General features: G+C 63.8%; 20 protein-coding genes. 16 read left to right on the forward strand and 4 right to left on the reverse strand.

From position 1 onward, the window contains the following. The first annotated feature begins 89 nt into the window (after positions 1 to 89). From gltX to HND55_05830, 11 genes are all read left to right on the forward strand, one after another. A complete protein-coding gene (gltX, locus tag HND55_05780) occupies positions 90 to 1,520 on the forward strand; it encodes a glutamate--tRNA ligase (GenBank protein ID QKK02207.1) in 1,431 nt (476 codons plus the stop codon). A 46-nt stretch (positions 1,521 to 1,566) separates the two neighbouring features. Beyond that, positions 1,567 to 2,073, forward strand: coding sequence for a transcriptional repressor (locus HND55_05785; protein QKK02208.1), 507 nt, complete (start codon positions 1,567 to 1,569; stop codon positions 2,071 to 2,073). After that, positions 2,070 to 3,047, forward strand: coding sequence for a transcriptional regulator (locus HND55_05790; GenBank protein QKK02209.1), 978 nt, complete (start codon positions 2,070 to 2,072; stop codon positions 3,045 to 3,047). Before HND55_05785 ends, HND55_05790 begins: the two co-directional genes overlap by 4 nt. Positions 3,048 to 3,176: 129 nt before the next feature. Then, positions 3,177 to 3,875, forward strand: a complete 699-nt coding sequence (phoB, locus tag HND55_05795) for a phosphate regulon transcriptional regulator PhoB (GenBank protein ID QKK02210.1) — start codon at positions 3,177 to 3,179, stop codon at positions 3,873 to 3,875. After that, on the forward strand, positions 3,875 to 5,197 hold the full coding sequence (phoR, locus tag HND55_05800; GenBank protein ID QKK02211.1) for a phosphate regulon sensor histidine kinase PhoR: 1,323 nt from the start codon (positions 3,875 to 3,877) through the stop codon (positions 5,195 to 5,197). The genes phoB and phoR overlap by 1 nt, the downstream gene beginning before the upstream one ends. Before the next feature lie 59 nt (positions 5,198 to 5,256). Next, complete coding sequence (gene pstS, locus HND55_05805; protein QKK02212.1) at positions 5,257 to 6,228, forward strand: phosphate ABC transporter substrate-binding protein PstS family protein; 972 nt, start codon at positions 5,257 to 5,259, stop codon at positions 6,226 to 6,228. A 149-nt stretch (positions 6,229 to 6,377) separates the two neighbouring features. Next, on the forward strand, positions 6,378 to 8,621 hold the full coding sequence (locus HND55_05810) for an ABC transporter permease subunit (GenBank protein ID QKK04014.1): 2,244 nt from the start codon (positions 6,378 to 6,380) through the stop codon (positions 8,619 to 8,621). A 10-nt stretch (positions 8,622 to 8,631) separates the two neighbouring features. After that, positions 8,632 to 10,299, forward strand: a complete 1,668-nt coding sequence (gene pstA, locus HND55_05815; protein QKK02213.1) for a phosphate ABC transporter permease PstA — start codon at positions 8,632 to 8,634, stop codon at positions 10,297 to 10,299. Between the two features lie 34 nt (positions 10,300 to 10,333). Beyond that, on the forward strand, positions 10,334 to 11,170 hold the full coding sequence (locus tag HND55_05820) for a phosphate ABC transporter ATP-binding protein (protein QKK04015.1): 837 nt from the start codon (positions 10,334 to 10,336) through the stop codon (positions 11,168 to 11,170). A 43-nt stretch (positions 11,171 to 11,213) separates the two neighbouring features. Further along, positions 11,214 to 11,939, forward strand: a complete 726-nt coding sequence (phoU, locus tag HND55_05825; GenBank protein QKK02214.1) for a phosphate signaling complex protein PhoU — start codon at positions 11,214 to 11,216, stop codon at positions 11,937 to 11,939. A 78-nt stretch (positions 11,940 to 12,017) separates the two neighbouring features. Next, on the forward strand, positions 12,018 to 12,197 hold the full coding sequence (locus HND55_05830; GenBank protein ID QKK02215.1) for a hypothetical protein: 180 nt from the start codon (positions 12,018 to 12,020) through the stop codon (positions 12,195 to 12,197). A gap of 12 nt (positions 12,198 to 12,209) precedes the next feature. Here the strand turns inward: HND55_05830 and HND55_05835 are convergent, their stop codons facing one another. After that, positions 12,210 to 13,742, reverse strand: a complete 1,533-nt coding sequence (locus HND55_05835) for an aminotransferase class III-fold pyridoxal phosphate-dependent enzyme (GenBank protein ID QKK02216.1) — start codon at positions 13,740 to 13,742, stop codon at positions 12,210 to 12,212. 338 nt (positions 13,743 to 14,080) lie between these two features. On the opposite strand from HND55_05835, the gene HND55_05840 reads away from it, so the two are divergent. The 3 genes from HND55_05840 to ychF are packed head-to-tail and all read left to right on the forward strand — an operon-like array spanning position 14,081 to position 16,567. Next, entirely contained in the window at positions 14,081 to 14,836 is a 756-nt protein-coding gene (locus HND55_05840; GenBank protein ID QKK02217.1) for a 50S ribosomal protein L25/general stress protein Ctc, read from the forward strand. Between the two features lie 8 nt (positions 14,837 to 14,844). Then, on the forward strand, positions 14,845 to 15,423 hold the full coding sequence (gene pth / locus HND55_05845; protein QKK02218.1) for an aminoacyl-tRNA hydrolase: 579 nt from the start codon (positions 14,845 to 14,847) through the stop codon (positions 15,421 to 15,423). Between the two features lie 52 nt (positions 15,424 to 15,475). After that, positions 15,476 to 16,567 (forward strand): redox-regulated ATPase YchF, encoded by a 1,092-nt coding sequence (gene ychF / locus HND55_05850; protein ID QKK02219.1) that lies wholly within the window; start codon positions 15,476 to 15,478, stop codon positions 16,565 to 16,567. Positions 16,568 to 18,069: 1,502 nt separating this feature from the next. Here ychF and HND55_05855 read toward each other — a convergent pair. The 3 genes from HND55_05855 to pilB form a co-directional block, all read right to left on the reverse strand. Beyond that, positions 18,070 to 18,933 (reverse strand): prepilin peptidase, encoded by an 864-nt coding sequence (locus HND55_05855; GenBank protein ID QKK02220.1) that lies wholly within the window; start codon positions 18,931 to 18,933, stop codon positions 18,070 to 18,072. 117 nt (positions 18,934 to 19,050) lie between these two features. Next, positions 19,051 to 20,271, reverse strand: a complete 1,221-nt coding sequence (locus HND55_05860; protein ID QKK02221.1) for a type II secretion system F family protein — start codon at positions 20,269 to 20,271, stop codon at positions 19,051 to 19,053. A gap of 191 nt (positions 20,272 to 20,462) precedes the next feature. Next, positions 20,463 to 22,166 (reverse strand): type IV-A pilus assembly ATPase PilB, encoded by a 1,704-nt coding sequence (gene pilB, locus HND55_05865; GenBank protein QKK04016.1) that lies wholly within the window; start codon positions 22,164 to 22,166, stop codon positions 20,463 to 20,465. A 134-nt stretch (positions 22,167 to 22,300) separates the two neighbouring features. On the opposite strand from pilB, the gene HND55_05870 reads away from it, so the two are divergent. Then, on the forward strand, positions 22,301 to 24,295 hold the full coding sequence (locus HND55_05870) for an acyltransferase (protein ID QKK02222.1): 1,995 nt from the start codon (positions 22,301 to 22,303) through the stop codon (positions 24,293 to 24,295). A gap of 270 nt (positions 24,296 to 24,565) precedes the next feature. Further along, the gene (locus HND55_05875; protein ID QKK04017.1) at positions 24,566 to 24,994 is read left to right on the forward strand and encodes a prepilin-type N-terminal cleavage/methylation domain-containing protein; all 429 of its coding nucleotides are present in this window, start codon (positions 24,566 to 24,568) and stop codon (positions 24,992 to 24,994) included. Positions 24,995 to 25,033 lie beyond the last annotated feature (39 nt).

Raw genomic sequence — 25,033 nt, forward strand, 5'->3', positions numbered from 1 at the left:
GTTCAGTCCGCCCCTTATAGCGAATTTCGGGCGCCGTCTCATCCGTCAGGCTCTGCTAAACTAATGCGCTTTTCCCGATGGTCGGCGTCATGGCGCGCAAGCGAGATCCCGTTCGTACCCGGTTTGCACCCTCTCCGACCGGATATCTGCATATCGGCGGCGCACGCACCGCCCTGTTTTGCTGGCTGGAAGCACGCGCGACCGGCGGCAGCTTCGTGCTGCGCATCGAGGATACCGACCGGGAGCGCTCGACGGCCGCGTCGGTGCAGGCCATTATCGACGGGATGGCCTGGCTCGGGCTGGATGCTGATGAGGGCCCGCTGTTTCAGAGCGAGCGCATGCCACGTTATCGCGAACAGGCCGATCGCCTGCTTCAATCCGGTCACGCCTACCGCTGCTACTGCTCCAGGGAGCGCCTGGACCGGCTGCGTGAACGGGCCATGGCAGCGGGCGCGAAGCCGCGCTACGATGGCCGCTGCCGCGATCTGGACCAGGTGCCCGAAGGCATCGATCCGGTCATTCGCTTTCGCAATCCCGGCAGCGGCACGGTCGCCTTCGATGATCGCGTGCGTGGCCGCATCGAGGTGGCCAACAGCGAACTCGATGACCTGGTCATCATGCGCGCTGACGGCACACCGACCTACAATTTCGCGGTTGTGGTCGACGACGCCGACATGGCGATCAACCTGGTGATCCGGGGTGACGACCATATCAACAACACCCCGCGCCAGATCAACCTGTACCGGGCGCTCGATATCGAGCCGCCGGCGTTTGCCCATGTGCCGATGATTCTGGGCGATGACGGGGCGCGGCTTTCCAAGCGCCACGGTGCGGTCAGCGTGATGAGCTACCGTGACCAGGGCTACGTGCCTGACGCCATGATCAACTACCTGGCGCGCCTGGGCTGGTCGCACGGCGACCAGGAAGTGTTCTCCCGGGACGAATTGATCGAGCTGTTCGATATCGCCGAGGTCAATCACAAGGCCTCGCGCTTCGACACCGCGAAACTCAACTGGCTCAACCAGCACTACCTGCGCGAGGGTGACCGTGACCAGGTGCACTCGGAGCTGGTCTGGCACCTGCAGCGAGCCGGTCTGCGCGCCGAGAATGGCCCGCCGCTGGCCGACCTGTTGTCGGTGCAGGTCGAGCGGGTCGAAACCCTGACCGAACTGGTCGAGCGGAGCCGGCCGTTTTTCGAGGACTTTGCCGACTACCAGGCCGGTGCGGCAAAGAAACATCTGCGCCCCGTCGCCGGCCGACCGCTGGAAGTGCTGCGTGGCCGTCTGGCCGAACTGCTGCACTGGTCGCCGGAAAACCTCCAGGGCGCGGTCCAGGCCACCGTCGATGAGCTGGAAATCGGCTTCGGCAAGATTGGCATGCCGCTGCGAGTCGCCCTGATGGGCCACGGCGAATCACCGTCAATCGACAAGACACTGTGGCTGGTGGGCCGCGAGCGCACGCTTAAGCGTATCGATCGCGCATTGACCTACATCGCCGACCGCGCGGCGGCCCGGGATTGAGCGGCGCTCCGCTGGTTGGTGACTGAGACAGGCCGGAAGCGCGGTTATGGCGCGGCCGCGACCTGCATTCCTCCGGCTCTGGCACCCGCCTGCTAAAATGACGCCCATGGATTCCGGCCAGGTCATTCGAGAGGTCGAGCAGCGCTGCAGGCAGCGCGGCCTGCGTTTGACGCCAACGCGCCGCCGGGTGCTGGAGCTGGTCCTGGCCGCTGAAGGGCCGGTCAAGGCCTATGATCTGCTCGACGAGCTCAAGCACGAGCAGCCCAAAGCCGCGCCACCGACGATCTACCGCGCGCTGGATTTCCTGCTTGCCAATCACTTTATCCACCGGCTGGAGTCACTCAACGCCTTCGTCAGCTGCTTTCATCCGGCCGAGTCTCATCAGGGCCAGTTCCTGATCTGCGACGCCTGCCAGTCGGTGACCGAGATTCACGATGCCGGTCTGGCCCACAAACTGCGTGACGCCGCCGAACATCAGCACTTCCGCCCCAGTCGCCAGGTCCTCGAAATCTATGGGCTGTGCCAGGCCTGCCGCGAGGCCGGTTGCAGGTGAGCCGGCGGGAGCGCCTCTATCATCTGCATGCCATCCTGCGCCAGCGGCGCACCCCAATCACGCGCCAGGTGCTGATGGACGAGCTCGGCTGCAGTCAGGCAACTCTGTACCGGCTGATCGGTGAGCTGCGGGATCACCTCGGGGCTCCGCTGGAGCAGGATCCGGACAGTCGCGGCTACTACTACGATCGCAGCCTGGCCGGCCATTTCGAGCTGCCCGGCTTGTGGATCAGTCCCGAGGAGCTGCAGGCGCTACTGACCGCGCGCCATATTCTCGGCAATGTTCAGCCCGGCCTGCTCGAAGACGAGCTCGATGGCGTGCAGTCGCGCATCAACCAGTTGCTCGATCAGCAGGGTCTGAATGTTTCCGCCCATCCCGAGCGTATCAACATCCGGCACGATGCCGGTCGGCCGGTGCCCGCGGCGCTGTTTGAAACGGTGTTTCAGGCCCTGTTCCAGCGCCGTCGCCTGGCGATGAGCTATCACGGTCGGCGACGCGACAACCTCAGCGAACGAATTGTCTCGCCGCAGCGCCTGACCGCCTACCGCGACCGCTGGTACCTCGAGGCCTGGTGTCACCAGGCCGAGGGACTGCGCAGCTTCGCGCTCGAGCGCATCCGGGACATGCGTCTGCTCGAGGAGGCTGCCCGGGAGATCCCGGACACAGCGATGGCGCAGCACTTCGACGAATCATTCGGGATTTTTTCCGGCCCGGCGCGAGAAGTCGCAACATTGCGTTTCAGCGCCGAGGCGGCCCGCTGGGCCGCCGACGAGATGTGGCACCCGCAGCAGCAGGGCCAGTGGCTGGACGACGGCCGCTTCGAGCTCAGCGTGCCGTTCGGCAGTCCGCGCGAGCTGGTCATGGAGATTCTGCGCTATGGCGCCGATGTCGAACTGCTTGAGCCGGCGTCCCTGCGTCAGCTGGTGCGTGAGCAGCTTGAAGGCGCCCTCGAGCACTACCGGTCAGGACGTTGACTGGCGCGCGGATCGGCGGTTAGACCGGTATAATGGATTGGCTGGCGTCAACGGTCTGTCATTGAGGTGTCATGTAAATGTCACATGACGCTGCTGCAATGATGGCAGCCAACCAGCGGGACCGGTGCCATGAACATGCAGACCATTCTGGCGGTCGAAGATGACGAAGCCATTCGCGACATGATCGCGTTCAACCTCGATCGTGCCGGATTCCGGGTGATCGAGGCGGGTGACTGCCAGAGTGCGCGGGTCAGGATTGCTGAAGACCGGCCGGACTTGCTGCTGCTCGACTGGATGTTGCCCGATACCAGCGGAATCGAGCTGGCACGCAGCCTGCGGCGCGATGAAGTCACCCGCGATTTGCCGATCATCATGCTGACCGCGCGCACCATGGAGGACGACAAGGTGCGCGGGCTTGACAGCGGCGTTGACGACTACATCACCAAGCCGTTCGGTGCGCGCGAGCTGATTGCCCGGATCAACGCGCTACTGCGCCGGGCCGCGCCGGGCGGGGCCGATGAGGAAATCGAGGCCGACGGGCTGGTGCTCAATACCGCCAGCCATCGCGTCACCGGCAACGGCCGGCCGATCGAGCTCGGACCGACCGAGTTCCGCATGCTCAAGTTCTTCATGACCCACCAGGACCGCGTGTATTCCCGCAACCGGCTGCTCGACTACGTCTGGGGTGGCGGCGTCTATATCGAGGAACGCACGGTCGACGTGCACATCCTGCGTCTGCGCAAGGCGCTGGCGCCGTTCGGTTTCGACCGCTACATCCAGACCGTGCGCGGCGCCGGCTACCGGTTCTCGGTCAGCGCGAGCGGCTGATGCTATCGCGGGCCTGGCTCGGCGAGCTCGGCGTTTTCGGCGCCGGGCTGCTGGCTGCGCTCCTGCTGGGTGCGTGGTTCGGTCATCTGGCCTGGTTCATGCTGCTGGCCCTGGCCGTGTTTCTGGCCCGCTGGACCTACCAGCTCTATCGACTCAACGTCTGGTTGCGCAGCCGCCGCCGCAGCCCGCCCACCGCCTCGGGCATCTGGGGATATATCTTCGACGACTACTACCGGCTGCGGCAGCGCCAGCATCGCAGCAAGCAGCGGCTGACCGCGGTTCTGCGCGAGTTTCGCGAGGCGACTGCCGCGATGCCCGACGGCACCCTGGTGCTCGATCAGGAGTACCGGATCCTGTGGTGCAACCAGGCGGCCTGCCGACTGGTGCGGCTCGAGCCACGTCGGGATCTTGGGCAGCCGGTCACCAACCTCATCCGCAGCCCGCGTTTTCTCGGCTTCATCCAGGCCGGTGACTTCGACGCCGTCATCGAGATTCGTTCGCCGGTCGACGAGACGCGCCGGCTGCTGCTCAGGATGGTGCCCTACGGCCGACAGCAGTACCTGCTGCTGATCCGGGACGTGACCCGGCTGCACCGCCTGCAGGCCATGCGCCGCGATTTCGTGGCCAACGCATCACACGAGCTGCGTTCGCCCCTGACCGTGCTCGGTGGCTATCTTGACTCGATGGCGGAGGATCGCGACCTGGATGCCGGATGGCGTCAGCCGGTCCGGCAGATGCGGGCGCAGTGTCAGCGCATGAACAACCTGGTCAACGATCTGCTGGAACTGTCGCGCCTTGAAACCGAGGAGGTCGACGCGCCAACCGATCAGATCGTTGATATGCCGGCGCTGATTCGTCGCCTGTGCAGCGATGCCGAGCTCGCCGACGCTGGCGCGCACCCGCTGAACCTTGAAATCGACGGCAGGCCAGGTCTGAAGGGCGTAGAAAACGAGCTCTATAGCGCCTTGTCCAATCTGGTATCCAACGCCTTCCGCTACAGCAATGAAGGACGGCCGGTGCAGGTGAGCTGGCGCAACACCGCTGACGGGGGCGCGGTATTCACGGTCACTGACAGCGGTATCGGTATCGATCACCGCCACCTGCCGTTCATTACCCAGCGGTTCTACCGGGTCAACAGCGCGCACAGCCGGGCGCATGGCGGAACCGGCCTGGGTCTGGCCATCGTCAAGCATGTGCTCAAGCGCCACGGAGCGCACCTGGACGTGGAATCCGAGCCGGGCCAGGGCAGTCGCTTTGCCTGCGTCTTCCCGGCCGAGCGCCTGTGCGATGCAGCCAGTCTGCGCCGCAGCGGCTCGGTGTAACCGGAATGTCACGATTCGGTCATAGAATCACGAACCATCTCTGAAGGAAATCGATTGCCATGATCAAACATCTGCTCAAGCTGACCACGATGGCGGCGCTGCTGGCCAGCCCGCTCGCCTTTTCGCAGGGCGAAGTCGATCCGGATCTGCCCGATTACGAGCCGGTATCCGGCATTTCGGGCAACCTGTCGTCGATCGGCTCGGACACGTTGAACAACCTGATGACGCTCTGGGCCGAGGAATTCCAGAACTACTATCCCAACGTGAATATCCAGATCCAGGGTGCCGGCTCGTCGACCGCGCCGCCGGCGCTGACCGAGGGTACGGCCAATTTCGGCCCCATGAGCCGACCGATGCGTTCTTCCGAGGTCCAGGCGTTCGAGGACAAGCACGGCTATCCGCCCACGGCGGTCGGTACCGCCATCGATGTGCTGGCCGTTTATGTCAACAAGGACAACCCGATCGAGTGCCTGACCATGGAGCAGGTCGACGCCATCTTCTCGGTCGGTCGCCGCTGCGGCGGAGCAGACGATATAACGCGCTGGGGTGATCTGGGCCTGGAAGGGGCCTGGCAGGCGCGTGATTTCACGCTTTACAGCCGCAATGCCGTGTCTGGCACCTACGGCTTTTTCAAGGACAACGCCCTTTGCGGCGGTGATTTCAAGCCGACCATCAACGAACAGCCCGGCTCGGCCTCGGTCGTGCAGGGTGTCAGCGAGTCGCTCAACGGGATCGGGTATTCCGGAATTGGCTACCGGACCTCGGGGGTCAAGACGGTGGAGCTGACCGCGCCGGGCGATGATCGCTGCGTTGCGCCGACGGCCGAAAGCGGCGCGACCGGTGCCTACCCACTGTCGCGTTTGCTGCTGGTCTACGTCAATAAGAACCCGAACCGCGAGCTGCCGCCGCTCGAACGCGAGTTTTTCCGGCTGGTGCTGTCACGTCAGGGTCAAGAAGTTGTCGTGCGCGACGGGTATATTCCTCTCCCGGAGGTTGCGGCCGCCCGCATTCGCAACGAACTCGGACTCTGAGTCGCCCGGATACCGGAGCGTCATCGCGATCCCGCGCAGGCTCGGGGTCGCGCTGATCGCTGTATTTCGAATTCACCAGTGAGACGTTGATGAGCAGCACGGACCATTCCGACCCGCACGCATCGTCATACCTGCCCAGCGCCGGGGAGATGGCGCGCCGCCGGCGTCGCCGCTACCTGGCCGATGGGGCGGCGCGCTGGATGGTGCGGGCCGGCGGTGGCGGGGTCGTTCTGGCCCTGGCGCTGATTTTCGTCTATCTGTTCAGCGAGGTGTTTCCGCTGCTCAAGGGCGCCTCGGTCACGCCCGAGTCGAACTACGTGACCATCGGTTCGCCCGACTCCAGGCCCGTTTACCTGGCACTGGAGCGCTACGGCGAGGTCGGCATGCGCTATCGTGACAGCGGTGAGCTGGTCTACTTTCGCCTGGACGACGGCGAAGTGATTCGGCGGGTCAGGCTGGCCGTGCCGGACGGCGTGAGCGTGACGAGCGTCGGTAACGGCGAGCCACGGGCACGCCTCGTCGCTTTCGGTCTGAGCGATGGCACCGCCATCGTGGTTGAGCACGGCATCGAACTGGAGTTTCCCGAAGCCGGGGTGCGCAACGTGGTGCCGGCGCCCGCCTTTCCCCTCGGACCGGAACCGGTCGTGGTTGACGAGCGCCGCGCGCCCCTGAACACCATCGCCGTGCAGCGCTCGCGCGATGACACCGGCGTGGCCGCGCAAACCGACGACGGCCGGATGCTGTTTGTGCGATACCGGGTGCGCACGGCGTTTCTCACCGGTGAGCGCGAGATCCGACGCGAAAGTCATGCGCTGCCGGCAACCGGCGGCACAACCACTCATCTGCAGCTCAGCGCCAATCTGTGGAATCTGATCGCGGCCGATGAGAGCGGTCGGCTGGTGTACTGGGACATCACGCGACCGGCCGAGGCCGTAGAGCGCGACCGGCGACGGGTGGTTGCTGCGGCCGGTGAGCGTATCACCAGTATGCAGTTTCTCAACGGCACCTTTTCGCTGGTGGTCGGCACTTCCACCGGGGCACTGTCGCAGTGGTTCCTGGTGCGCGACGAATCGGAAGGTGCCGGGGACAATGTTTTTTACCTGGCCCGGGCCCGCGACTTCGAGTCCCATCCGGGTGCGATTACGGCGATTCAGCCTGAATACACCCGAAAGGGTTTCGTCGCGGTCGATGACCAGGGTCATCTAGGCATTCATTACGGCACCTCGGCGCGTACGCTTTTCCTGGAGCGCGTTGCCGATCGGCCGCTGATGGCGGTGGCCGTATCCCCGGTCAACAATCGTCTGCTGGTCGAAAATGACCAGGGGCGGATTAGGCAGCTAGAGCTGTGGAACGAGCATCCCGAGGCGTCGTTCGGGGCACTTTGGCAGCGGGTCTGGTATGAGGGTCGTTCTGCGCCGGAATATGTGTGGCAGGCCTCGTCGGGCACCGACAGCTTCGAGCCCAAATACTCAATGGTGCCGCTGACCGTCGGTACGCTCAAGGCGGCTTTTTTCGCCATGCTGTTTGCCATGCCGCTGGCCATTGCCGGTGCGATCTACACCGCCTATTTCATGTCGCCGCGCCTGCGCGGGCTGGTCAAGCCGACCATCGAGGTGATGGAGGCGCTGCCGACCGTCATCCTTGGCTTTCTGGCCGGTCTGTGGCTGGCGCCGTTTCTCGAAAACCACATCCCGGTCGTATTTACGGTACTGATCGGAGTGCCGCTGTCGTTCTTGCTGATGGCGCTGGCCTGGGCACAGCTGCCGCGCGCCTGGCGCAACCGTGTCCCGGGTGGCTGGGAAGCGGTTATCCTGATGCCGGTCATTTGCCTGCTGGTGTGGGGGTTGGTCGAGCTCTCGCCGCTCATCGAAATCTGGTTTTTCGACGGTTCGATGCGTCAGTGGTTTACCGACCAGGGACTCAACTACGATCAACGCAATGCCCTGGTCGTCGGCATCGCGATGGGCTTTGCCGTGATACCGACGATCTTCTCGATTGCCGAGGATGCGGTATTCACGGTGCCGAAACACCTCACGCAGGGTTCGCTGGCGCTTGGCGCCACGCCGTGGCAGACGGTCACGCGGGTCGTTCTGCTCACCGCCAGCCCCGGCATTTTCTCGGCGGTCATGATCGGCTTTGGCCGAGCCGTTGGCGAGACCATGATCGTCCTGATGGCCACCGGCAACAGCCCGGTGGTCAACTTCAATATCTTCGAGGGCATGCGCACGCTGTCGGCCAATATCGCCGTCGAGTTGCCTGAGACAGCGGTTAACTCAACTCATTTTCGCATCCTGTTTCTGGCCGGGCTGGTGCTGTTTGCCATGACGTTCATTGTCAACACCATTGCCGAGATCGTGCGCCAGCGGCTGCGGGCGCGCTACAGCAATCTGTGAGGCTGCGGGCATGAAATTCCGTCAATGGTTCAAGTCGGGTGATCCGTGGATCTGGATGATCGGCGGCGCGCTCAGCGTCTCGGTCATCATGGTTGCCGGGCTGTTGCTGCTGATTGCGGTGCGCGGTTTCGGTCACTTCTGGCCGGCTGCCCTGGTCGAGATTACCGTCACTGAGACCGACGGCAGCCAGTCGGTGCTGCTGTGCGAACGGGTCGAAAGCGAAACCCTCCCGGCCGACCGCATTCGCGAGGCCGGGCGGTTTGTCGATGACGATACCCTGGTTGTCACGCGCCACCTGTTCAAGGTCGGCAATCGCGACCTGACCGGGCGCGATTTTGTCTGGTACCTCGATGAACAGCTCAGCGACTGGCGCTACCCCGACGACGCAATGATGGTCGAGCGACGCGAATGGGGCAATTTCTACGGTTTCCCGCTGCGCATCGAGGAGGATGGCCGGGTCGTGGCCGGCGGACAGCGGCTGTGGGCCGAACTCCAGGACCGGATTGAGCGCGCCAATGAACTGCACGCGCGAATCGAGCAGATCGAGCGACACGAGATCGGGCGCCTCAACAAGCAGCTCGAAGATATCCGCCTGGCCGAACGCGGCCTGGACCATCGCGGCGTCACCGGTGCCGAGCGCGAAGCGGCAATGGCTGATCTGGCCGCCCGCCGCACTGTGCTCGAGGCCGAATACGAGGATCTGCGGGCCGAGCGCAACGCGCTGCAGGCTCAAGCCGAGCGCGACGTGCTGCACGCACGCACGGCTGATGGACAGGAGACGGCCATTGCCTTGGACGACATTGTGATGGTCTCGCAAAACAATGCCCTTGGATTGGGCGGAAAACTCGCTTTCTACTGGCATCGGATCAGCGACTTCATTACCGGTTTTCCGCGCGAGGCCAATACCGAGGGCGGGATTTTTCCGGCCATTTTCGGCACTGTCGTGATGGTGCTGATCATGTCGGTGCTGGTGACGCCGTTCGGGGTGCTGGCCGCGATCTATCTGCGCGAGTACGCGCGCCAGGGTCCGGTGCTGCGCGTCATCCGGGTTTCGGTCTACAACCTGGCCGGCGTTCCGTCGATTGTGTTCGGTGTGTTCGGACTGGGATTTTTCGTCTACCTGCTCGGCGGCAGCATCGACAATCTGTTTTTCCCCGAACGGCTGCCGGCGCCCACCTTCGGCACCCCGGGCCTGTTCTGGGCCTCGCTGACGCTTGCGCTGCTGACGCTGCCGGTCGTGATTGTATCGACCGAGGAGGGGCTGGCGCGCATTCCGCGTACCGTGCGCGAGGGCTCTCTGGCGCTGGGGGCGACCAAGTGGGAAACCCTGTGGAAGGTGGTGGTGCCGCTGTCGGCACCAGCCATGATGACCGGGCTGATCCTGGCGGTGGCACGCGCGGCTGGAGAAGTCGCGCCGCTGATGCTGGTCGGCGTGGTCAAGCTCGCTCCCAGCCTGCCGGTTGACGGCGAGTTTCCTTTCGTCCATCTTGAACGCAAGATCATGCACCTGGGCTTTCATATCTATGATGTCGGCTTTCAGAGCCCGAACGTCGAGGCGGCGCGACCGCTGGTCTATGCCACGGCGCTGACCCTGGTGGCTCTGATCCTGGTGCTCAACCTGACCGCGATCGCCATCCGCAACCGCCTGCGCGAAAAATACCGCTCGGAAAGCGACTGAGATGATCGACCAACCGCGAAAACACGAACAGGCCATGGAACACAATCAGCAGGCATCAAGAGTCTCTCCCGGAGTGTCGATCGAGGAGGATCGCCTTGTGCTCGATATCGAGCGCGAGGACATCTGCATCGAAACGCGCGACCTGAACCTCTACTACGGCGAGGACCAGGCGCTGAAGAATATCGATCTGCGCATTCCCCGCAACCGGGTGACGGCCTTCATTGGTCCCAGCGGCTGCGGCAAGTCGACGCTTCTGCGCTGCTTCAACCGCATGAATGATCTGATCGACATCTGCCGGATCGAGGGTGAGATCATGATCGACGGCAAGAACATCCACGACCGCGACGTGGATGTGGCCGAGCACCGGCGCCGGGTCGGCATGGTTTTTCAGAAGCCCAACCCTTTCCCGAAGTCCATCTTCGAAAACGTCGCCTACGGCCTGCGTTTGCAGGGCGTCAACGACCGGCGCAGGCTGGCCGAGGTGGTTGAACGCTCGTTGCGTGCAGCGGCGCTGTGGGACGAAGTCAAGGACCGTCTCGACGACAACGCCTTCGGGCTTTCCGGCGGTCAGCAGCAGCGGCTGGTGATCGCGCGTGCGATTGCCATCGAGCCTGAAGTCGTGCTGCTCGACGAGCCTTGCTCGGCGCTCGATCCGATTTCCACCGCCAAGGTTGAAGAGCTGATCATCGAGCTCAAGGATCGCTATACATTAGTGATCGTGACGCACAACATGCAGCAGGCCGCCCGCGTGTCCGATTTCACCGCCTATCTCTACATGGGCGAGCTGATCGAGTTCGACGACACTGCCCGCCTGTTTACTAATCCGTCGGAACGCGCCACCGAAGACTACATCACCGGCCGCTACGGATAGTCCGGCCATCGGTGGCCGTTACGAGCAACTGGAACATTGAGCTATGGACAAACTGCATCTGGACAAGCACATCTCCCGCCAGTTCAACGAGGAACTCGAGGCGCTGCGCCAGAGCGTTCTGAACATGGGTGGGCTGGTCGAGGAAATGCTGGCCGACGCGACCCGGGCGCTGGTCGGAGGCGACATCGAGCTGGGACAGAAAGTGGTCGACAGCGACGATCAGGTCAACGAGATGGAAAAGACGATCGACGGGCGCTGCACCATGATTCTGGCCCGCCGCCAGCCGACGGCCAGCGACCTGCGCCTGGTCGTGGCCATCATCAAGACCATCAACGACCTCGAGCGCATCGGTGACGAGGCCGAGAAGATCGCGCGTATGGCGATTCGCCTGGCTGAGGCTGACCGGCCGCGCAATCAGTATCAGGAACTCGAGGCGATGGCGCAGACGGTGCGCGCCATGCTGCATGATGCCCTCGATGGATTCGTGCGCCTGGCACCGGAGGTCGCGGTGAAGCTGGTGCGTGAGGACGAGCGGGTCGATGCCGGGTACGAGGCGGCCCTGCGCCAGTACTACACCTACATTGCCGAAGACCCGCGCACCACGCGCCGCATTATCGACGCGATCTGGGTGGCCCGCTCGATCGAGCGGATCGGCGACCACGCCAAGAACATCGGCGAGTACATCGTCTACCTGGTCGAGGGCAAGGATCTGCGCCACGCCTCCCCGGAAGAAATGGAGCGCGTGATCGAAAAGCGCGAGCGCGAATAGTCGACCCGCGAATTCTCGCGTTTTGAGAACGCCGGCTGCTGCAATGACGATCCCTGAAACGATGCACGGAGAATTCCCATGCAGTGGATCGTCCCGTCCGCTTCCCGGCCGGTCCAGGCCAGCTCGCGCCGCGCCCCGGCCCAGCTGACGGCCGATCAGCTCAGGCGGCTGGGCCGCCTGGCCACCGAAACCCTGGCCCTGGCCAGCCTGGTCGTCAGCCTGTGTGCCGGGCTGACCCTTCTGTCCTGGCTGCTATAGGCAGGCCGGCTTTCAGGCCGCCTGGCTGGACTCGCGCACCGGTCCGTTGAGCAGGGCGTCGCGGGTGGCCTCGACAATCAGGTCAACCTCCGCGGACGTCGTGCCGAACGGCGGGGTGTATCGCAGCGAGTTGGCGCCCCCGTGGATGACGTTGATGCCGCGGCGGCGCAGGTATTCCTCGGTCGAACCCTCACCATAGGCCTTGTAGCGGTGCCGGTCGAGCTCCACCGAGAACAGCAGGCCGGTGCCCTGGACACGGGTAATGCGGCCGTCCAGTTCTGCGCCGAGCCGGGTGAACTTGTCAAGGAACTCGCGACCGCGCTCGACGATATTGGCGCGCAGCTCGGGCGTGATCTGCTCGAGTACGGCAGTGCCGACGTCCAGGGCGCGCGGATTGGCCGTCATGGTGTTGCCGTAGACGCCCTTGCGATACAGGCCGGCGGCACGCGCGTTCATGGCCAGCACCGACAGCGGATACTGGCCGGCGTTGAGTGCCTTGGAGTAGGTTTCCATGTCGGGCGCCTCAAGCTGCTCGAAGCCCGGATAGTCGACGATCGACAGCACACCCTGGCTGCGCAGACCCGCCTGGATGGAGTCCATCAGCAGCAAGGTGCCGTGTTCACGGGTCAGGCGTCGCGCCTCGGCGTAGAACGCCGGCTCGATGGCCGCGCCCGGATTGCCCTCGCCCATGACCGGCTCCATGAAGAGGGCCTCGATGAACACACGGTTGCGATCAGCCCATTCGAACACCTGATTGATCTGCTCGGTGTTGTTGGGCTCGACCGTGATCAGGGTGTCCTCGTCGCGAAACGACGCCAGGTGCTGCAGGTAGGTCTTGCGGGTCGAGTCCGAGTAGCGCGCCGGCCGGTCGGTGCGGCCGTGAAAACCGCCGCTCAGCGACAGCCGGTGTAGCTTGTGGCCGGCGCGCTTGCCGCCCGGGTCAGTCATCAGCTTGGCGTTGATGTCGGCAATGCGTCCGGCCACTGTCACCGCCTCGGAGCCGGAGTTCATGCACAGGATGCGGTCGAACGGAAACCCGTCAGGGCGGCAGTGGCCGATCTCGGCGCGCAGCGCCGTGTTGAAGCGCTGGTGCGAAAAGCTCGGGGTCATCACGTTGGCCATGACGTGCGGCTGGTGCATGGCCGCTAGCACCGTTTCCGGTGCGTGGCCGAGACCCAGCATGCCGTAGCCCCCGGAATCATGCAGCACGGCGCCCTTGGAGGTGACGATCCAGGGGCCGCATGCGGCCAGTGCCACGTAGGGGTTGACGCAGTCGTCGGGATAGAAATTGACGTAACCGGACTGCAGGGCCTGTTTCTGTTCGTCCTCGTCGGCGGTGACCAGGTCGGGGTAGATCGCTCGCCAGCGCTCAACGGCGGCCAGGGCCGCGTCGACGGCCTGCTCGAGGCGCGGATCGCGGCCGGCAAAGGATTCGATAACCGGGTCGTCGAGACCTTCAGTCAGCGGCACACCCCCAATGTGACGAAGGCGGTCGAGTTTGGCAACGATGCTCACGCGATTCTCCTGGCACGATGTAAACCGCATATTGTACCAAGCCGCGGCTTGCTTCGGCCCATGCGGGGCATGCTCGCTGGCGTTTGTTTTGCTGGATTGTGGATGAGTCCTTCCCGATCCAGATACGAGCCAGCAAGCATCGCAGTCAGTGGCGTTCCCGGGCAGCGGGATTTCGGGACTGATTGCTGGTTCGAGGGTGCTCGCTCCTGGCGTGGTTTGGACGCCGGGCGGCTCCAGGGCCGCTGATTGCTCATTGGATAAGGCTCGCTCTTCCTTGCATGCCGCACGCGGGTTATAATGCCGGGCTTGCTCCGGCGCGCCTGGTCGCGGGCGGCCGGTTTCATCACACATTTAAAGAGCATCGAGCCATGTCGAAAGAATACAAGATTCCGGCGGAAATCCGCACGGACGTAGGGAAAGGTGCGAGCCGCCGCCTGCGCCGTGCCGGTCGCGTGCCGGCCGTGGTTTACGGCGGTGACCGTGAACCGGCCAGCATCACCATCGACCACGACTTTCTGCTGCACAGCGCCGACGAAGAGGCATTCCACGTCTCCATTCTCGAACTGACCGTTGGCGACAAGCTCAAACAGAAGGTCATCTTGCGTGATTTGCAGCGTCATCCGTTCAAGCCGCTGCTGACGCATGCCGACTTCCAGCGCATCTCCGACGATCATGAACTGCGCATCAACGTGCCGATTCACTTCGTCAACGAAGAGCGCTCGCCGGCCGGGCGCATGGCCGGCGTGGTCATTTCGCACCAGGTGGTCGAAGTCGAAGTCGAGGCCCTGCCCAGGGACCTGCCCGAATACCTGGAGGTGGACCTTGCCGCGCTCGAGCCGGGCGACAGCGTCATGCTCAGCCAGATCCCGCTGCCGGAAGGCGTCAAGATCCCGGCCCTGGAGTATGGCGACGAGCATGACGATGTGGCCGTGGTCAACGCCCTCTACATCCGCGAGGGCCAGGGCACCGGTGAGCTTGCCGCCGAGGCCGATGCGGCCCTGACCGAAGCAGCCGAAGTCGAGACCCTGGCCGAAGCCGAGGAGGCCGAGGCCGCCGAAGAGGGCGACGGCGAAGCGGCCGCCGACGAAGACGACAGCGAAGGCGACGATCGCAAGGCCAGCTGAGCGGCCCGATGGGCAGTCGCTGGCTGATCTGCGGTCTGGGCAATCCCGGACCGAAGTACGAACGAACCCGGCACAACGCCGGGTTCTGGTTTGTCGACGCTCTCGATCGGCGGCAGCCGCTGGGCCTCAAGCCCAGTCGCAAGGTCCACGGCGAGTCCGCAAAGCTTGAATTCGCCGGGCAGGACTGCGTGTTCCTCCGGCCCGATACCTTCATGAACCACTCGGGCCAGGCAGTGCGCGCGGCGACCGATTATTTCGATATCCTGCCCGAGCAGGTGGTGGTCGCCTACGACGATCTCGATCTGCCGCCGGGCACGGTCAGGCTGCGGCAGGGCGGCGGCCACGGCGGCCATAATGGTCTGAGAAGCATCTTTGGTCACCTTGGCAGCCAGGACTTCTGGCGCGTTCGGGTCGGTATCGGTCATCCCGGCATCAGGGAAGCCGTGACGCCCTGGGTGCTGGGTCGCGCCAGCGCCGAGGATGAAAAGGCCATTCTCGATGCCGTGGACCAGGCCGCCGCGGCTTTGCCGGACCTGTTGAAGGGCCATCCGGGCGAAGCCATGAAGCGGCTGCATACCAGGGCGTGAAGATCAAGACGAGCGCCATCGAATACAGCAATCAACCAGCGAGCCAATCATCATGGGCTTCAAATGCGGTATCGTCGGTCTGCCCAATGTCGGCAAGTCGACGCTTTTCAACTGCCTGACCCGGGCCGGCATTCAGGCCGAAAACTATCCGTTCTGCACGATCGAGCCGAATGTCGGCATGGTGCCGGTGCCCGACGCGCGCCTTGACCGGCTCGCGACGATCGTCAGGCCCGAGAAGGTCGTGCCGACGATGATGCAGTTCGTCGACATTGCCGGCCTGGTTGCCGGTGCCTCGAAAGGCGAGGGCCTGGGCAACAAGTTTCTGGCGCATATCCGCGAGACCGACGCCATTGCCCACATCGTGCGCTGTTTCGAGGATGACGACGTCACGCATGTCTCCGGCCGCGTCGACCCGGTCTCCGACATCGAGACCATCGACACCGAGCTGTGCCTGGCCGACCTGGAAGTGGCCGAGAAGGCGCTTGACAAGGTCGGCCGCCAAACCAGGTCTGGCGACAAGGAAGCCATCCGCCAGGTGAAGCTGCTCGAGCGAGTCGTCGCCCACCTGGGCGAGGGCCAGCCGCTGCGCACTTTCGAGGTCGATGACGAAGAGCGCAGGATGCTCAGGGCCTGGCAGTTCATCACCCGCAAGCCCGTGCTCTACGTGGCCAATGTCGACGACAAGGCCGGCGCGGACAATGAACAGGTGCGCGCCGTGCGCGGGCGAGCCGCGGCCGAGGGTGCCGAGGTGGTCGTGCTGTGTGCGGCCATGGAAGCCGAGCTGGCCGAGCTCGACGACGAGGAGCAGGCCGAGTTCCTGGCCGATCTGGGGCAGGACGAGCCGGGCCTGAACCGGCTTATCCGCGCCGGCTACGGGTTGCTCGACCTGCTGACCTTTTTCACCGCCGGTCCGAAGGAAGTCCGTGCCTGGACGGTGCGCAGCGGCGCCACCGCACCGCAGGCGGCCGGCCGTATCCACACCGATTTCGAGAAAGGTTTCATTCGCGCCGAGGTCACCGCCTACGACGACTATATCGCCTGCGGTGGCGAAGCCGGCGCCAAGGCCGCCGGCAAGCTCAGGCTGGAAGGGAAGGAATACGTCGTTGCCGAGGGCGATGTCATGCACTTTCGTTTTAACGTCTGAATCGGATGACCGTCGTCCGTCGCGGATGCGACCGCGACCTACGAACCCGGCACCACCAGGATCGGACAACCACCCGTAGGTCGGGGCCGCGTCCCCGACGGACGAGGTGCGCAACCGGCACACGTGTCGGGACAATCCTCCGAACCGTCGCGGATGCGACCGCGACCTACTCATTCGCCACAACCACGGACGATGCCCGTGTGTAGGTCGGGGCCGCGTCCCCGACGGACGAGAGAAGGAACGGGCACACGTGTCGGGACAATCCTCCGAACCGTCGCGGATGCGACCGCGACCTACTCATTCGCCACAACCACGGACGATGCCCGTGTGTAGGTCGGGGCCGCGTCCCCAACGGACGAGGTGCGCAACCGGCACACGTGTCTGGACAATCCTCCGAACCGTCGCGGATGCGACCGCGACCTACTCATTCGCCACAACCACGGACGATGCCCGTGTGTAGGTCGGGGCCGCGTCCCCGACGGACGAGGTGCGCAACCGGCACACGTGTCGGGACAATCCTCCGAACCGTCGCGGATGCGACCGCGACCTACGAACCCGGCACCACCAGGATCGGACAACCACCCGTAGGTCGGGGCCGCGTCCCCGACGGACGAGAGACGGAACCGGCACACGTGTCGGGACAATCCTCCGAACCGTCGCGGATGCGACCGCGACCGACCCATCCGGCGCCACAGCCACGGACGATGCCCGTGTGTAGGTCGGGGCCACGTCCCCGACGACCTACGGACCCGGCACCACCAGGATCGGACAACCACCCGTAGGTCGGGGCCGCGTCCCCGACGACCCACGAACCCGCCGCCACCAGACGAGGTGCGCAACCGGCACACGTGTCGGGACAATCCTCCGAACCGTCGCGGATGCGACCGCGACCTACTTATTCGCCACAACCACGGACGATGCCCGTGTGTAGGTCGGGGCCGCGTCCCCGACGGACGAGGTGCGCAACCGGCACACGTGTCTGGACACCCCCCGAACCGTCGAGGATGCGACCGCGACCTACGAACCCGGCACCACCAGGATCGGACAACCACCCGTAGGTCGGGGCCGCGTCCCCGACGACCCACGAACCCGCCGCCACCAGACGAGGTGCGCAACCGGCACACGTGTCGGGACAATCCTCCGAACCGTCGCGGATGCGACCGCGACCTACTCATTCGCCACAGCCACGGACGATGCCCGTGTGTAGGTCGGGGCCGCGTCCCCGACGGACGAGAGACGGAACGGGCACACGTGTCGGGACAATCCTCCGAACCGTCGCGGATGCGACCGCGACCTACTCATTCGCCACAACCACGGACGATGCCCGTGTGTAGGTCGGGGCCGCGTCCCCGACGGACGAGGTGCGCAACCGGCACACGTGTCTGGACAATCCTCCGAACCGTCGCGGATGCGACCGCGACCTACGAACCCGGCACCACCAGGATCGGACAACCACCCGTAGGTCGGGGCCGCGTCCCCGACGGACGACCTGGCCTACCCGCTCAGACGTACAGCCAGAAATCGACGATGTGATCGCCCCAGATCATTGCAATCCAGCCGGCCAGGGCAAGATAGGGGCCGAAGGCAATCGGCACTTCCCGGCCGCGCCGCAGGGCAATCATCAGCGCAATACCGATCACCGCTCCAAGCAGCGAGCCGAGCAGCACGATGATCGGCAGCGCCTGCCAGCCCAGCCAGGCCCCCAGCGCGGCCAGCAGTTTGAAGTCGCCGTAGCCCATGCCTTCCTTGCCGGTCAACAGCCGGAACAGGTGAAACACCGCCCACAGCACGCCGTAGCCAGCGATGGCGCCAATGACCGCGTCCTCGAGGCTGGAGAACAGTCCCAGCCACAGATTCAGGCCCAGCCCCAGCCACAGCAGCGGCAGCGTGATCTGGTCAGGCAGGAGCTGGTGGTCGATATCGATTCCCGTCGCGGCGATCAGCGCCCAGGTCAGCACCAGCGCGCCGACCGCCTCCGGGCCTGGCCCGAAGTGCACCACCACCGCCGCTGACAGCAGCGCGGTGGCCAGTTCCACCAGCGGATAGCGCCAGGAAATCGGCTGGCCGCAGTGCCGGCACTTGCGTCTGAGCAGCAGCCAGCTGACCAGCGGGATATTGTCGTACCAGGCAATGGCCTGACGGCACTTCGGGCAGTGGGAGCGCTTGAGCACCAGCCCCGGCGGCGCCGGCTCGGATGCCTCGATCTCCAGCAGCTCGCGGCACTGGCAGCGCCAGTCGTGCAGCAGTCGCGCCGGCAGGCGCAGGATCACCACGTTGAGAAAACTGCCCACCAGCAGCCCGAAAAGAAAAACGGCGGCCCCCAGGACCGCCGGATGCAGCGCATTCAGCGCGTCAACATAGCTCAAGATACACTCCCTTCAAGCCAATCCCGGCCAAAAAGCCCGGCGACCACCTCCGGCCCCCGCCTCTCAACTTCACCCGTCCTCTCTCCCCTTTCACCTTTCGCCTTTCGCCTTCCAGCCTCACATCACCGCCGCCATTTGGAATATCGGCAGATACATGGCTACGACCAGACCACCAACGATGCCGCCAATGAGCACGATAATGATCGGCTCGAGCAGGCTGGAGAGCGCGTCTACCGTGTTGTTGACTTCCTCTTCGTAGAAGTTGGCCACCTTGTTGAGCATGTCGTCGAGCGAGCCGGCCTCCTCGCCAATCGCGGTCATCTGCACGACCATCGGCGGGAACAAGCGGGTCTGCTGCATGGCCAGCTGTAGCTGGTGGCCGGTGGCCACATCCTCGCGAATCTGGTGGACGGCATCCTCGAAAACCACGTTGCCGGTCGCGCCGGCTACCGTCTTGAGCGCATCGACCAGCGGCACGCCGGCAGCGAACGTGATCGACAGAGTGGAGGCAAAGCGCGCCAGGGCCGACTTTTCGAGCACGCCGCCAATAATGGGCAGCTTGAGCGATATCCGGTCAATCAGGTGGGCAAAGCGCTTGTTGCGTTTGCGCAGCTGGATCAGGCCAACGATCGCCCCGATCAAACCCAGCAGTACCAGCCAGCCTTTTGACTGCATGAACTCTGACATGTCGACGACCAGGCGCGTGAACGCGGGAAGGTCGGCGCCGAAGCTCTGGAAGATGCCTTCGAACTGCGGAATGACGACGATCAGCAGCAGCGCGGTCACGCCGACGGCAACCGCCAGAACGGCGGCCGGGTAGAACATGGCCTTCTTGATCTTGCCCTTGATCGACTCGATGCGTTCCTTGTAGCTGGCGATCGAGTCGAGCACCTGGTCGAGCACGCCGGCATCCTCGCCGGCGTGAACCAGGTTGATGTAGAGCTCGTCGAAATACACCGGGAACTTGCCCAGTGACTCGCTCAAGGTCGAGCCGGATTCGACGTCGTTGCGGATATCCGAAATCAGCTTCTTCAGGCGCGGGTTCTCGGCGGCCTGACCGATAATCGAAAACGCCTGGACCAGCGGGATGCCCGAGTGCAGCATGGTGGCCAGCTGGCGGGTGAAGATCGCGATATCCCTGGGCTTGACGCGGCTGCCTGCTGAGCCAAACAACGGCTTGGGCTTCTTGCGCACGCGCCCGGGGATGATGCCCTGCTGGCGCAGCTCGGCCTTGACGATGGTCTCGGTGCGGCCGAGTCGTTCGCCCTTGATCCGCTTGCCGCGCTTGTCCTTGCCTTCCCAGAGGAAGGTTTCCATCTGTTCCTGGGTGGTTGCCATCAGACGCCGCTCCTGAGTTCTGCCGGCCTGGCGGAACTTGCCGCCCCGCCTGCACTAGTGATTCTAATACCGTGATTTTGCGCAGAATCCGCGGTAATTGCAAGACCAACCGTCGAGGTCTGGCACGCATTCTGTAGCCCAGCGCACCGGCCCCGGTTAGCCGATACGGCCGGCAATTCGCCGGGCGTGGGTCAATCCTTGGTCACGCGGTTCATTTCCATCAGGCTGGTGCGACCCAGCTTGACCTTGTTCAGCGCGGCACGTCGCAGGTCGATGATGCCTTCCTTATTCGACTGTTTTTCGAGATCCAGCGCCGACCCGCCTTCGAGAATGATCTGCTCCATGGCCTCGGTAATCGGCATGACCTGAAAGACGCCGATGCGGCCCTTGTAGCCGCCGGTACACTGGTCGCAGCCGCCGGCCTCGTAGATCGTCAGGCCCTCGGCGATTTCCTCCTCGGTATAGCCGATGCGCAGCAGCGCGTCGTCGGGCACGTCCTCGCGCTTCTTGCAGGTGTGCAGCGTACGGGCCAGGCGCTGGGCCAGCACCAGGTGGACGGTCGAGACGATGTTGTAGCTGGGTACGCCCATGTTGGCCAGGCGCGCGATCGAAGCCGGCGCATCGTTGGTATGCAGGGTCGAGAGCACCAGGTGGCCGGTCTGGGCAGCCTTGATGGCGATTTCGGCCGTTTCCAGATCGCGGATTTCCCCGACCATGATGATGTCGGGGTCCTGGCGCAGGAACGAGCGCAGGGCGGCGGCGAAGGTCAGGCCCTGCTTGACGTTCTGCTGGACCTGGTTGACGCCCTTCATGCGAATCTCGACCGGATCTTCGACGGTCGAAATATTGCGCCCGTCGTCGTTGAGAATTCCGAGCGCGGTATAGAGGGTCACCGTCTTGCCTGACCCGGTTGGCCCGGTGACCAGCACCATGCCGTAGGGCTTGTTGATCGCGGACAGGTAGTCGTCCTTCTGCTTTTCCTCAAATCCGAGCTTCTCCGGGCCCAGGTAGGCGCCGGAAGAATCGAGAATACGCAGCACGATCTTCTCGCCCCACAGGGTCGGGCAGGTCGACACACGAAAATCGTAGGCCTGTTTCTTCGAGACATTGAGCTTGATGCGACCGTCCTGCGGCACCCGGCGCTCGGCAATGTCGAGGCTGGACATGACCTTCAGCCGGGCCGACAGGCGGGGGGCCATACGTTTGGGCGGGCGCACCTGGGTGACCAGCACGCCGTCGATGCGGAAGCGCACCCGGTAGTCCTCTTCGTAGGGTTCGAAGTGGATGTCCGAGGCGCCCTTGCGAATGGCGTCGACCAGCACCTTGTTGACGAAACGCACCACCGGAGCATCGTCGGCACCGGCCGTTGCGGCCTCCTCGGCGCTTTCCTCGTCCTGGTCGCCGGCGTCAAACCTCAGGTTTTCGAGGTCGTCTTCGTCCTCGGTCAGCTCGTTGAAGGCCTGCGCAGAGCCGGCCAGGGCGCGGTCGAGCGCGGGTTCGATGGCGGTGAAGGGGGCCAGGATGGCCTCGACGGCCAGGCCGGTGGAAAAGGCGATCTCGTCGATGCCGGCCTTGTTGCCGGGATCGGCCACGGCCACGAACAGGCGCTTGCCGCGCCGGGCAATGGGCAGAATGAGATGCTTGCGCAGCAGCTCCTCGCGGATCAGGTTGTGCGGGGCATGCTTGAGGTCAACCGCGGCCAGATCGACCACCGGCAGACCGAAATCCTCGGCGGCAATGTGGGCAAAGCCCAGCGCGTCGACCACTTTGTCGCGCACCATGTGACTGGTGAAGGTACGGCCTTTCTCGGCGGCCTTGGCGGCTGCATCAAGCGCCTTTTCCTCGCTGAGCAGCCCGGCATCGACCAGCTTGCGGGCGAGCGTGGGCAATCGCATAACAGCAGCGGGTTGGGCGGGCATGGACCGGCTCTCCTTGAAGCGATACTTGAATGCTAGCGCTCAGAGGTTGATTTTGCAAAGAATTCCAGTCCAGTCAGAGTAGCAGAAAACGGGTGACTGGCGGATAATGCGTGGCTGGTATCGACTCTCTAGAGGACGTGTTGCTGGTCCATCCCGATCGCGAGCAGGGTTTTCGCCCCGAATTGCAGGGGCTGCGAGCGTGGGCAGTCATGCTGGTGGTGGCCTTCCATGTGCTGCCTGAAGGGGTGCCTGCGGGCTATATCGGGGTTGATGTATTTTTTGTATTGTCGGGTTACCTGATTACCGGCCTGCTGCTGCGTGACTATCGGCGTAGCGGCCGGATTCACTTCGGTGCCTTCTACCTGCGTCGTCTCAAAAGACTCTTTCCTGCGCTGATCCTGGTGCTGTTTGCGGGAAACGCAATCGCCTGGCTGGTGTTGTCGCCGGGCGAATATGCGCAGGTGGTCAAGTCGACACCCTTCGCTGCGTTCTGGGTCAGCAACTTCTATTTCACGTTTCAGGCCGCCGAGTACTTCAATGAACTCGGCACCCAGGATTTATTCCTGCATACCTGGTCTTTAGGGCTCGAAGAGCAATTCTACCTGGTCTGGCCATGGTTCTTGCTGCTCCTTCTGTTCTTATCGCAGCGCCTCGGCAGGTCGTGGTTTCCGGTTGTCGGCCTGTCAGTAGTTGTCGGCTGGAGTCTCTTGCTCAGCGGTGCTGCGAGCGATGACAGGCCCCTGATGTCGTTTTATCTGTTGCCGACGCGTGCCTGGCAGTTTGGTCTGGGCGCACTGGTTGTTTTTTTGGCGCGCTGCCAGTTGCGCAGGCAGGCAGGCGAAATGGGGGCTATCGCGCTTCGCGGCGGCGGCTTGATGCTGATCCTGGCGTCAGCATTTCTGATTCCGCGCGATGCAATCTATCCGGGATTCTGGAGTCTGTTGCCCTCGCTGGGTGCCGTCGCGGTCATTCTCGGGGATCACAGCCAGCCGCGCCGGCGACTTGGCCTCCTGGGTCAATCTGCCCTGGTCTGGCTCGGTGACCGCTCTTATGCGATTTATCTGTGGCACTTTCCACTGATCGGGATCGTGAACCTGCTGGTGCCGGAGACTCGTCTGATTGACGCGTTTGGCCTGATCTTGTTGACCCTGTTGCTGGCGCATCTGTCTTATTCGTTGGTCGAGCTGCCGTTCTGGAGAGGTCGATACAGGGAACTGGCGCCAAGACCGGCGCTCCTGGGTGTCATCGCGCTGGGGTTGGCTGCGTCCACCGGATCAGCAACGCTGGCCCAGAGGGCGATCCTCGGCACCGAATTGGCACAACGGGAAGCGGCCTGGCGCAGCGACGTACCGCCTCTGCACTTCTGTGACAGCTGGTATCGGAGCGCGGATCTTGAGCCGTGCATATTCGGGCGCAAGGAGGCAAGTCCGGAGCGAACAATCGTCTTGCTTGGCGACAGTATCGGCGTACAGTGGTTTTCGCTTTTTGACAAGGCGTACGCAGACAAAGGCTGGCGACTGGTCGTTCTGACCAAGTCCGCCTGTCCGATGGTCGATGCGCCGTATTACTACGATCGTATTCGCCGGCGTTTCCGGGTTTGCGAGCAATGGCGGCAGGCTGCGATTGAGTGGATTGCAAAACAAGAGCCCGCGTGGCTGGTGCTGGGCAGTTCTCTGGACTACCCGCTTTCGAGGGACACCTGGACGAGAGCCACCCGGCGGCTGCTGCAGGCACTGGCGCCCAGTGTCGGTCGCATCACGCTGCTGATGGGGACACCTGGGCTGGGTTTTGACGGGCCGGGTTGTGTCGCCCGCAGCCGACAGTCCGAGACCCGGCTGGCGCTTCAGTTCTGCGCGGCAGACTACGACTGGCGGACCTTTGATCAGGTAAAGGCTGCTCTGCAGGCGGCCGTGCTGACGGTTGAAAATGCACGGCTGGTCGATTTGTCCACGCTGGTCTGCCCGCGACGGCAGTGCAGTGCGGTGTGGCCTGATGGCCAAGTCGTTTTTCGTGACAGCCAGCATCTGCGCGACAGTTTTGTCCGCGAACATGGTGCCGAGGCGATTCGGATGCTCGATGGGCCGAATGCGGGCGCGGACAGGTAAGCCTTGCATTGGGTGACTCGTTTCGGAAAGGCTGGGTTTTGCCGCAAACTGTCATAAGGTGACAAATTTTGTCATTCAAGCGCGCCGTGTGCCTGCGTTTTTGGGGCTTGAACTGTGATGCGGTTCCGGGCGAGAATCAGCGTCGAGGCTGACACCTAGGTTGCAAAGTTCTGTTGGCACGCTTTGTGCAGCTCTATACTTGCTTCTGTCACCCTTGCGCTGGGCCAGGGACGAGGGCAGGTTTTCAAACCCAATCCAATGGAGATCAAGATGAATACAATTCGCAAGCAATCCGGTTTTACGCTCATCGAACTGATGATCGTTATCGCCATCCTGGCCATTCTGCTGGCTATCGCGATTCCGGCCTATCAGGACTACTCGATCCGCGCCCGCGTTTCGGAAGGCCTCAATATGGCGTCCTCGGCCAAGATGGCCGTCAGTGAGCACCGGCTCAGCGAGGGCACCTTCCCGGGTGACAATGCGACTGCCGGCTACGAGACGGGCGTGAGTTCGCTGGTGGCCTCGATCGTGGTCGGTGGCAATGGTGTGATCACGGTCACTTATTCCAGTATTGCCACGCTCGGTGATGCGGCTGGAGACACCCTTACATTGACTCCGACATTCTCGGGTACGGCAGTGATTTGGTCGTGTGCTACAGGTACGATCGAAGACAAATTCGTGCCGGCCGAGTGCCGCTGATCCTGGCATTCCGTTCTGACGAAAACCCCGGCCTTGCGC

It is taken from the genome of Pseudomonadota bacterium (genome assembly GCA_013285445.1).
Classification (GTDB): Bacteria; Pseudomonadota; Gammaproteobacteria; order Xanthomonadales; family Wenzhouxiangellaceae; genus Wenzhouxiangella.

Bases quoted from the DNA above. Each gene is read 5' to 3' on its own strand.
- phoB (QKK02210.1), top strand. From the start codon at position 3,177: ATGAACATGCAGACCATTCTGGCGGTCGAAGATGACGAAGCCATTCGC.
- HND55_05830 (QKK02215.1), top strand. From the start codon at position 12,018: ATGCAGTGGATCGTCCCGTCCGCTTCCCGGCCGGTCCAGGCCAGCTCG.
- pth (QKK02218.1), top strand. From the start codon at position 14,845: ATGGGCAGTCGCTGGCTGATCTGCGGTCTGGGCAATCCCGGACCGAAG.
- pstA (QKK02213.1), top strand. From the start codon at position 8,632: ATGAAATTCCGTCAATGGTTCAAGTCGGGTGATCCGTGGATCTGGATG.
- phoU (QKK02214.1), top strand. From the start codon at position 11,214: ATGGACAAACTGCATCTGGACAAGCACATCTCCCGCCAGTTCAACGAG.
- phoR (QKK02211.1), top strand. From the start codon at position 3,875: ATGCTATCGCGGGCCTGGCTCGGCGAGCTCGGCGTTTTCGGCGCCGGG.
- HND55_05785 (QKK02208.1), top strand. From the start codon at position 1,567: ATGGCGCGGCCGCGACCTGCATTCCTCCGGCTCTGGCACCCGCCTGCT.
- gltX (QKK02207.1), top strand. From the start codon at position 90: ATGGCGCGCAAGCGAGATCCCGTTCGTACCCGGTTTGCACCCTCTCCG.
- pilB (QKK04016.1), bottom strand. From the start codon at position 22,166: ATGCGATTGCCCACGCTCGCCCGCAAGCTGGTCGATGCCGGGCTGCTC.
- HND55_05810 (QKK04014.1), top strand. From the start codon at position 6,378: ATGGCGCGCCGCCGGCGTCGCCGCTACCTGGCCGATGGGGCGGCGCGC.
- HND55_05875 (QKK04017.1), top strand. From the start codon at position 24,566: ATGAATACAATTCGCAAGCAATCCGGTTTTACGCTCATCGAACTGATG.
- HND55_05820 (QKK04015.1), top strand. From the start codon at position 10,334: ATGGAACACAATCAGCAGGCATCAAGAGTCTCTCCCGGAGTGTCGATC.
- HND55_05835 (QKK02216.1), bottom strand. From the start codon at position 13,742: ATGCGGTTTACATCGTGCCAGGAGAATCGCGTGAGCATCGTTGCCAAA.
- pstS (QKK02212.1), top strand. From the start codon at position 5,257: ATGATCAAACATCTGCTCAAGCTGACCACGATGGCGGCGCTGCTGGCC.
- HND55_05840 (QKK02217.1), top strand. From the start codon at position 14,081: ATGTCGAAAGAATACAAGATTCCGGCGGAAATCCGCACGGACGTAGGG.
- ychF (QKK02219.1), top strand. From the start codon at position 15,476: ATGGGCTTCAAATGCGGTATCGTCGGTCTGCCCAATGTCGGCAAGTCG.
- HND55_05860 (QKK02221.1), bottom strand. From the start codon at position 20,271: ATGGCAACCACCCAGGAACAGATGGAAACCTTCCTCTGGGAAGGCAAG.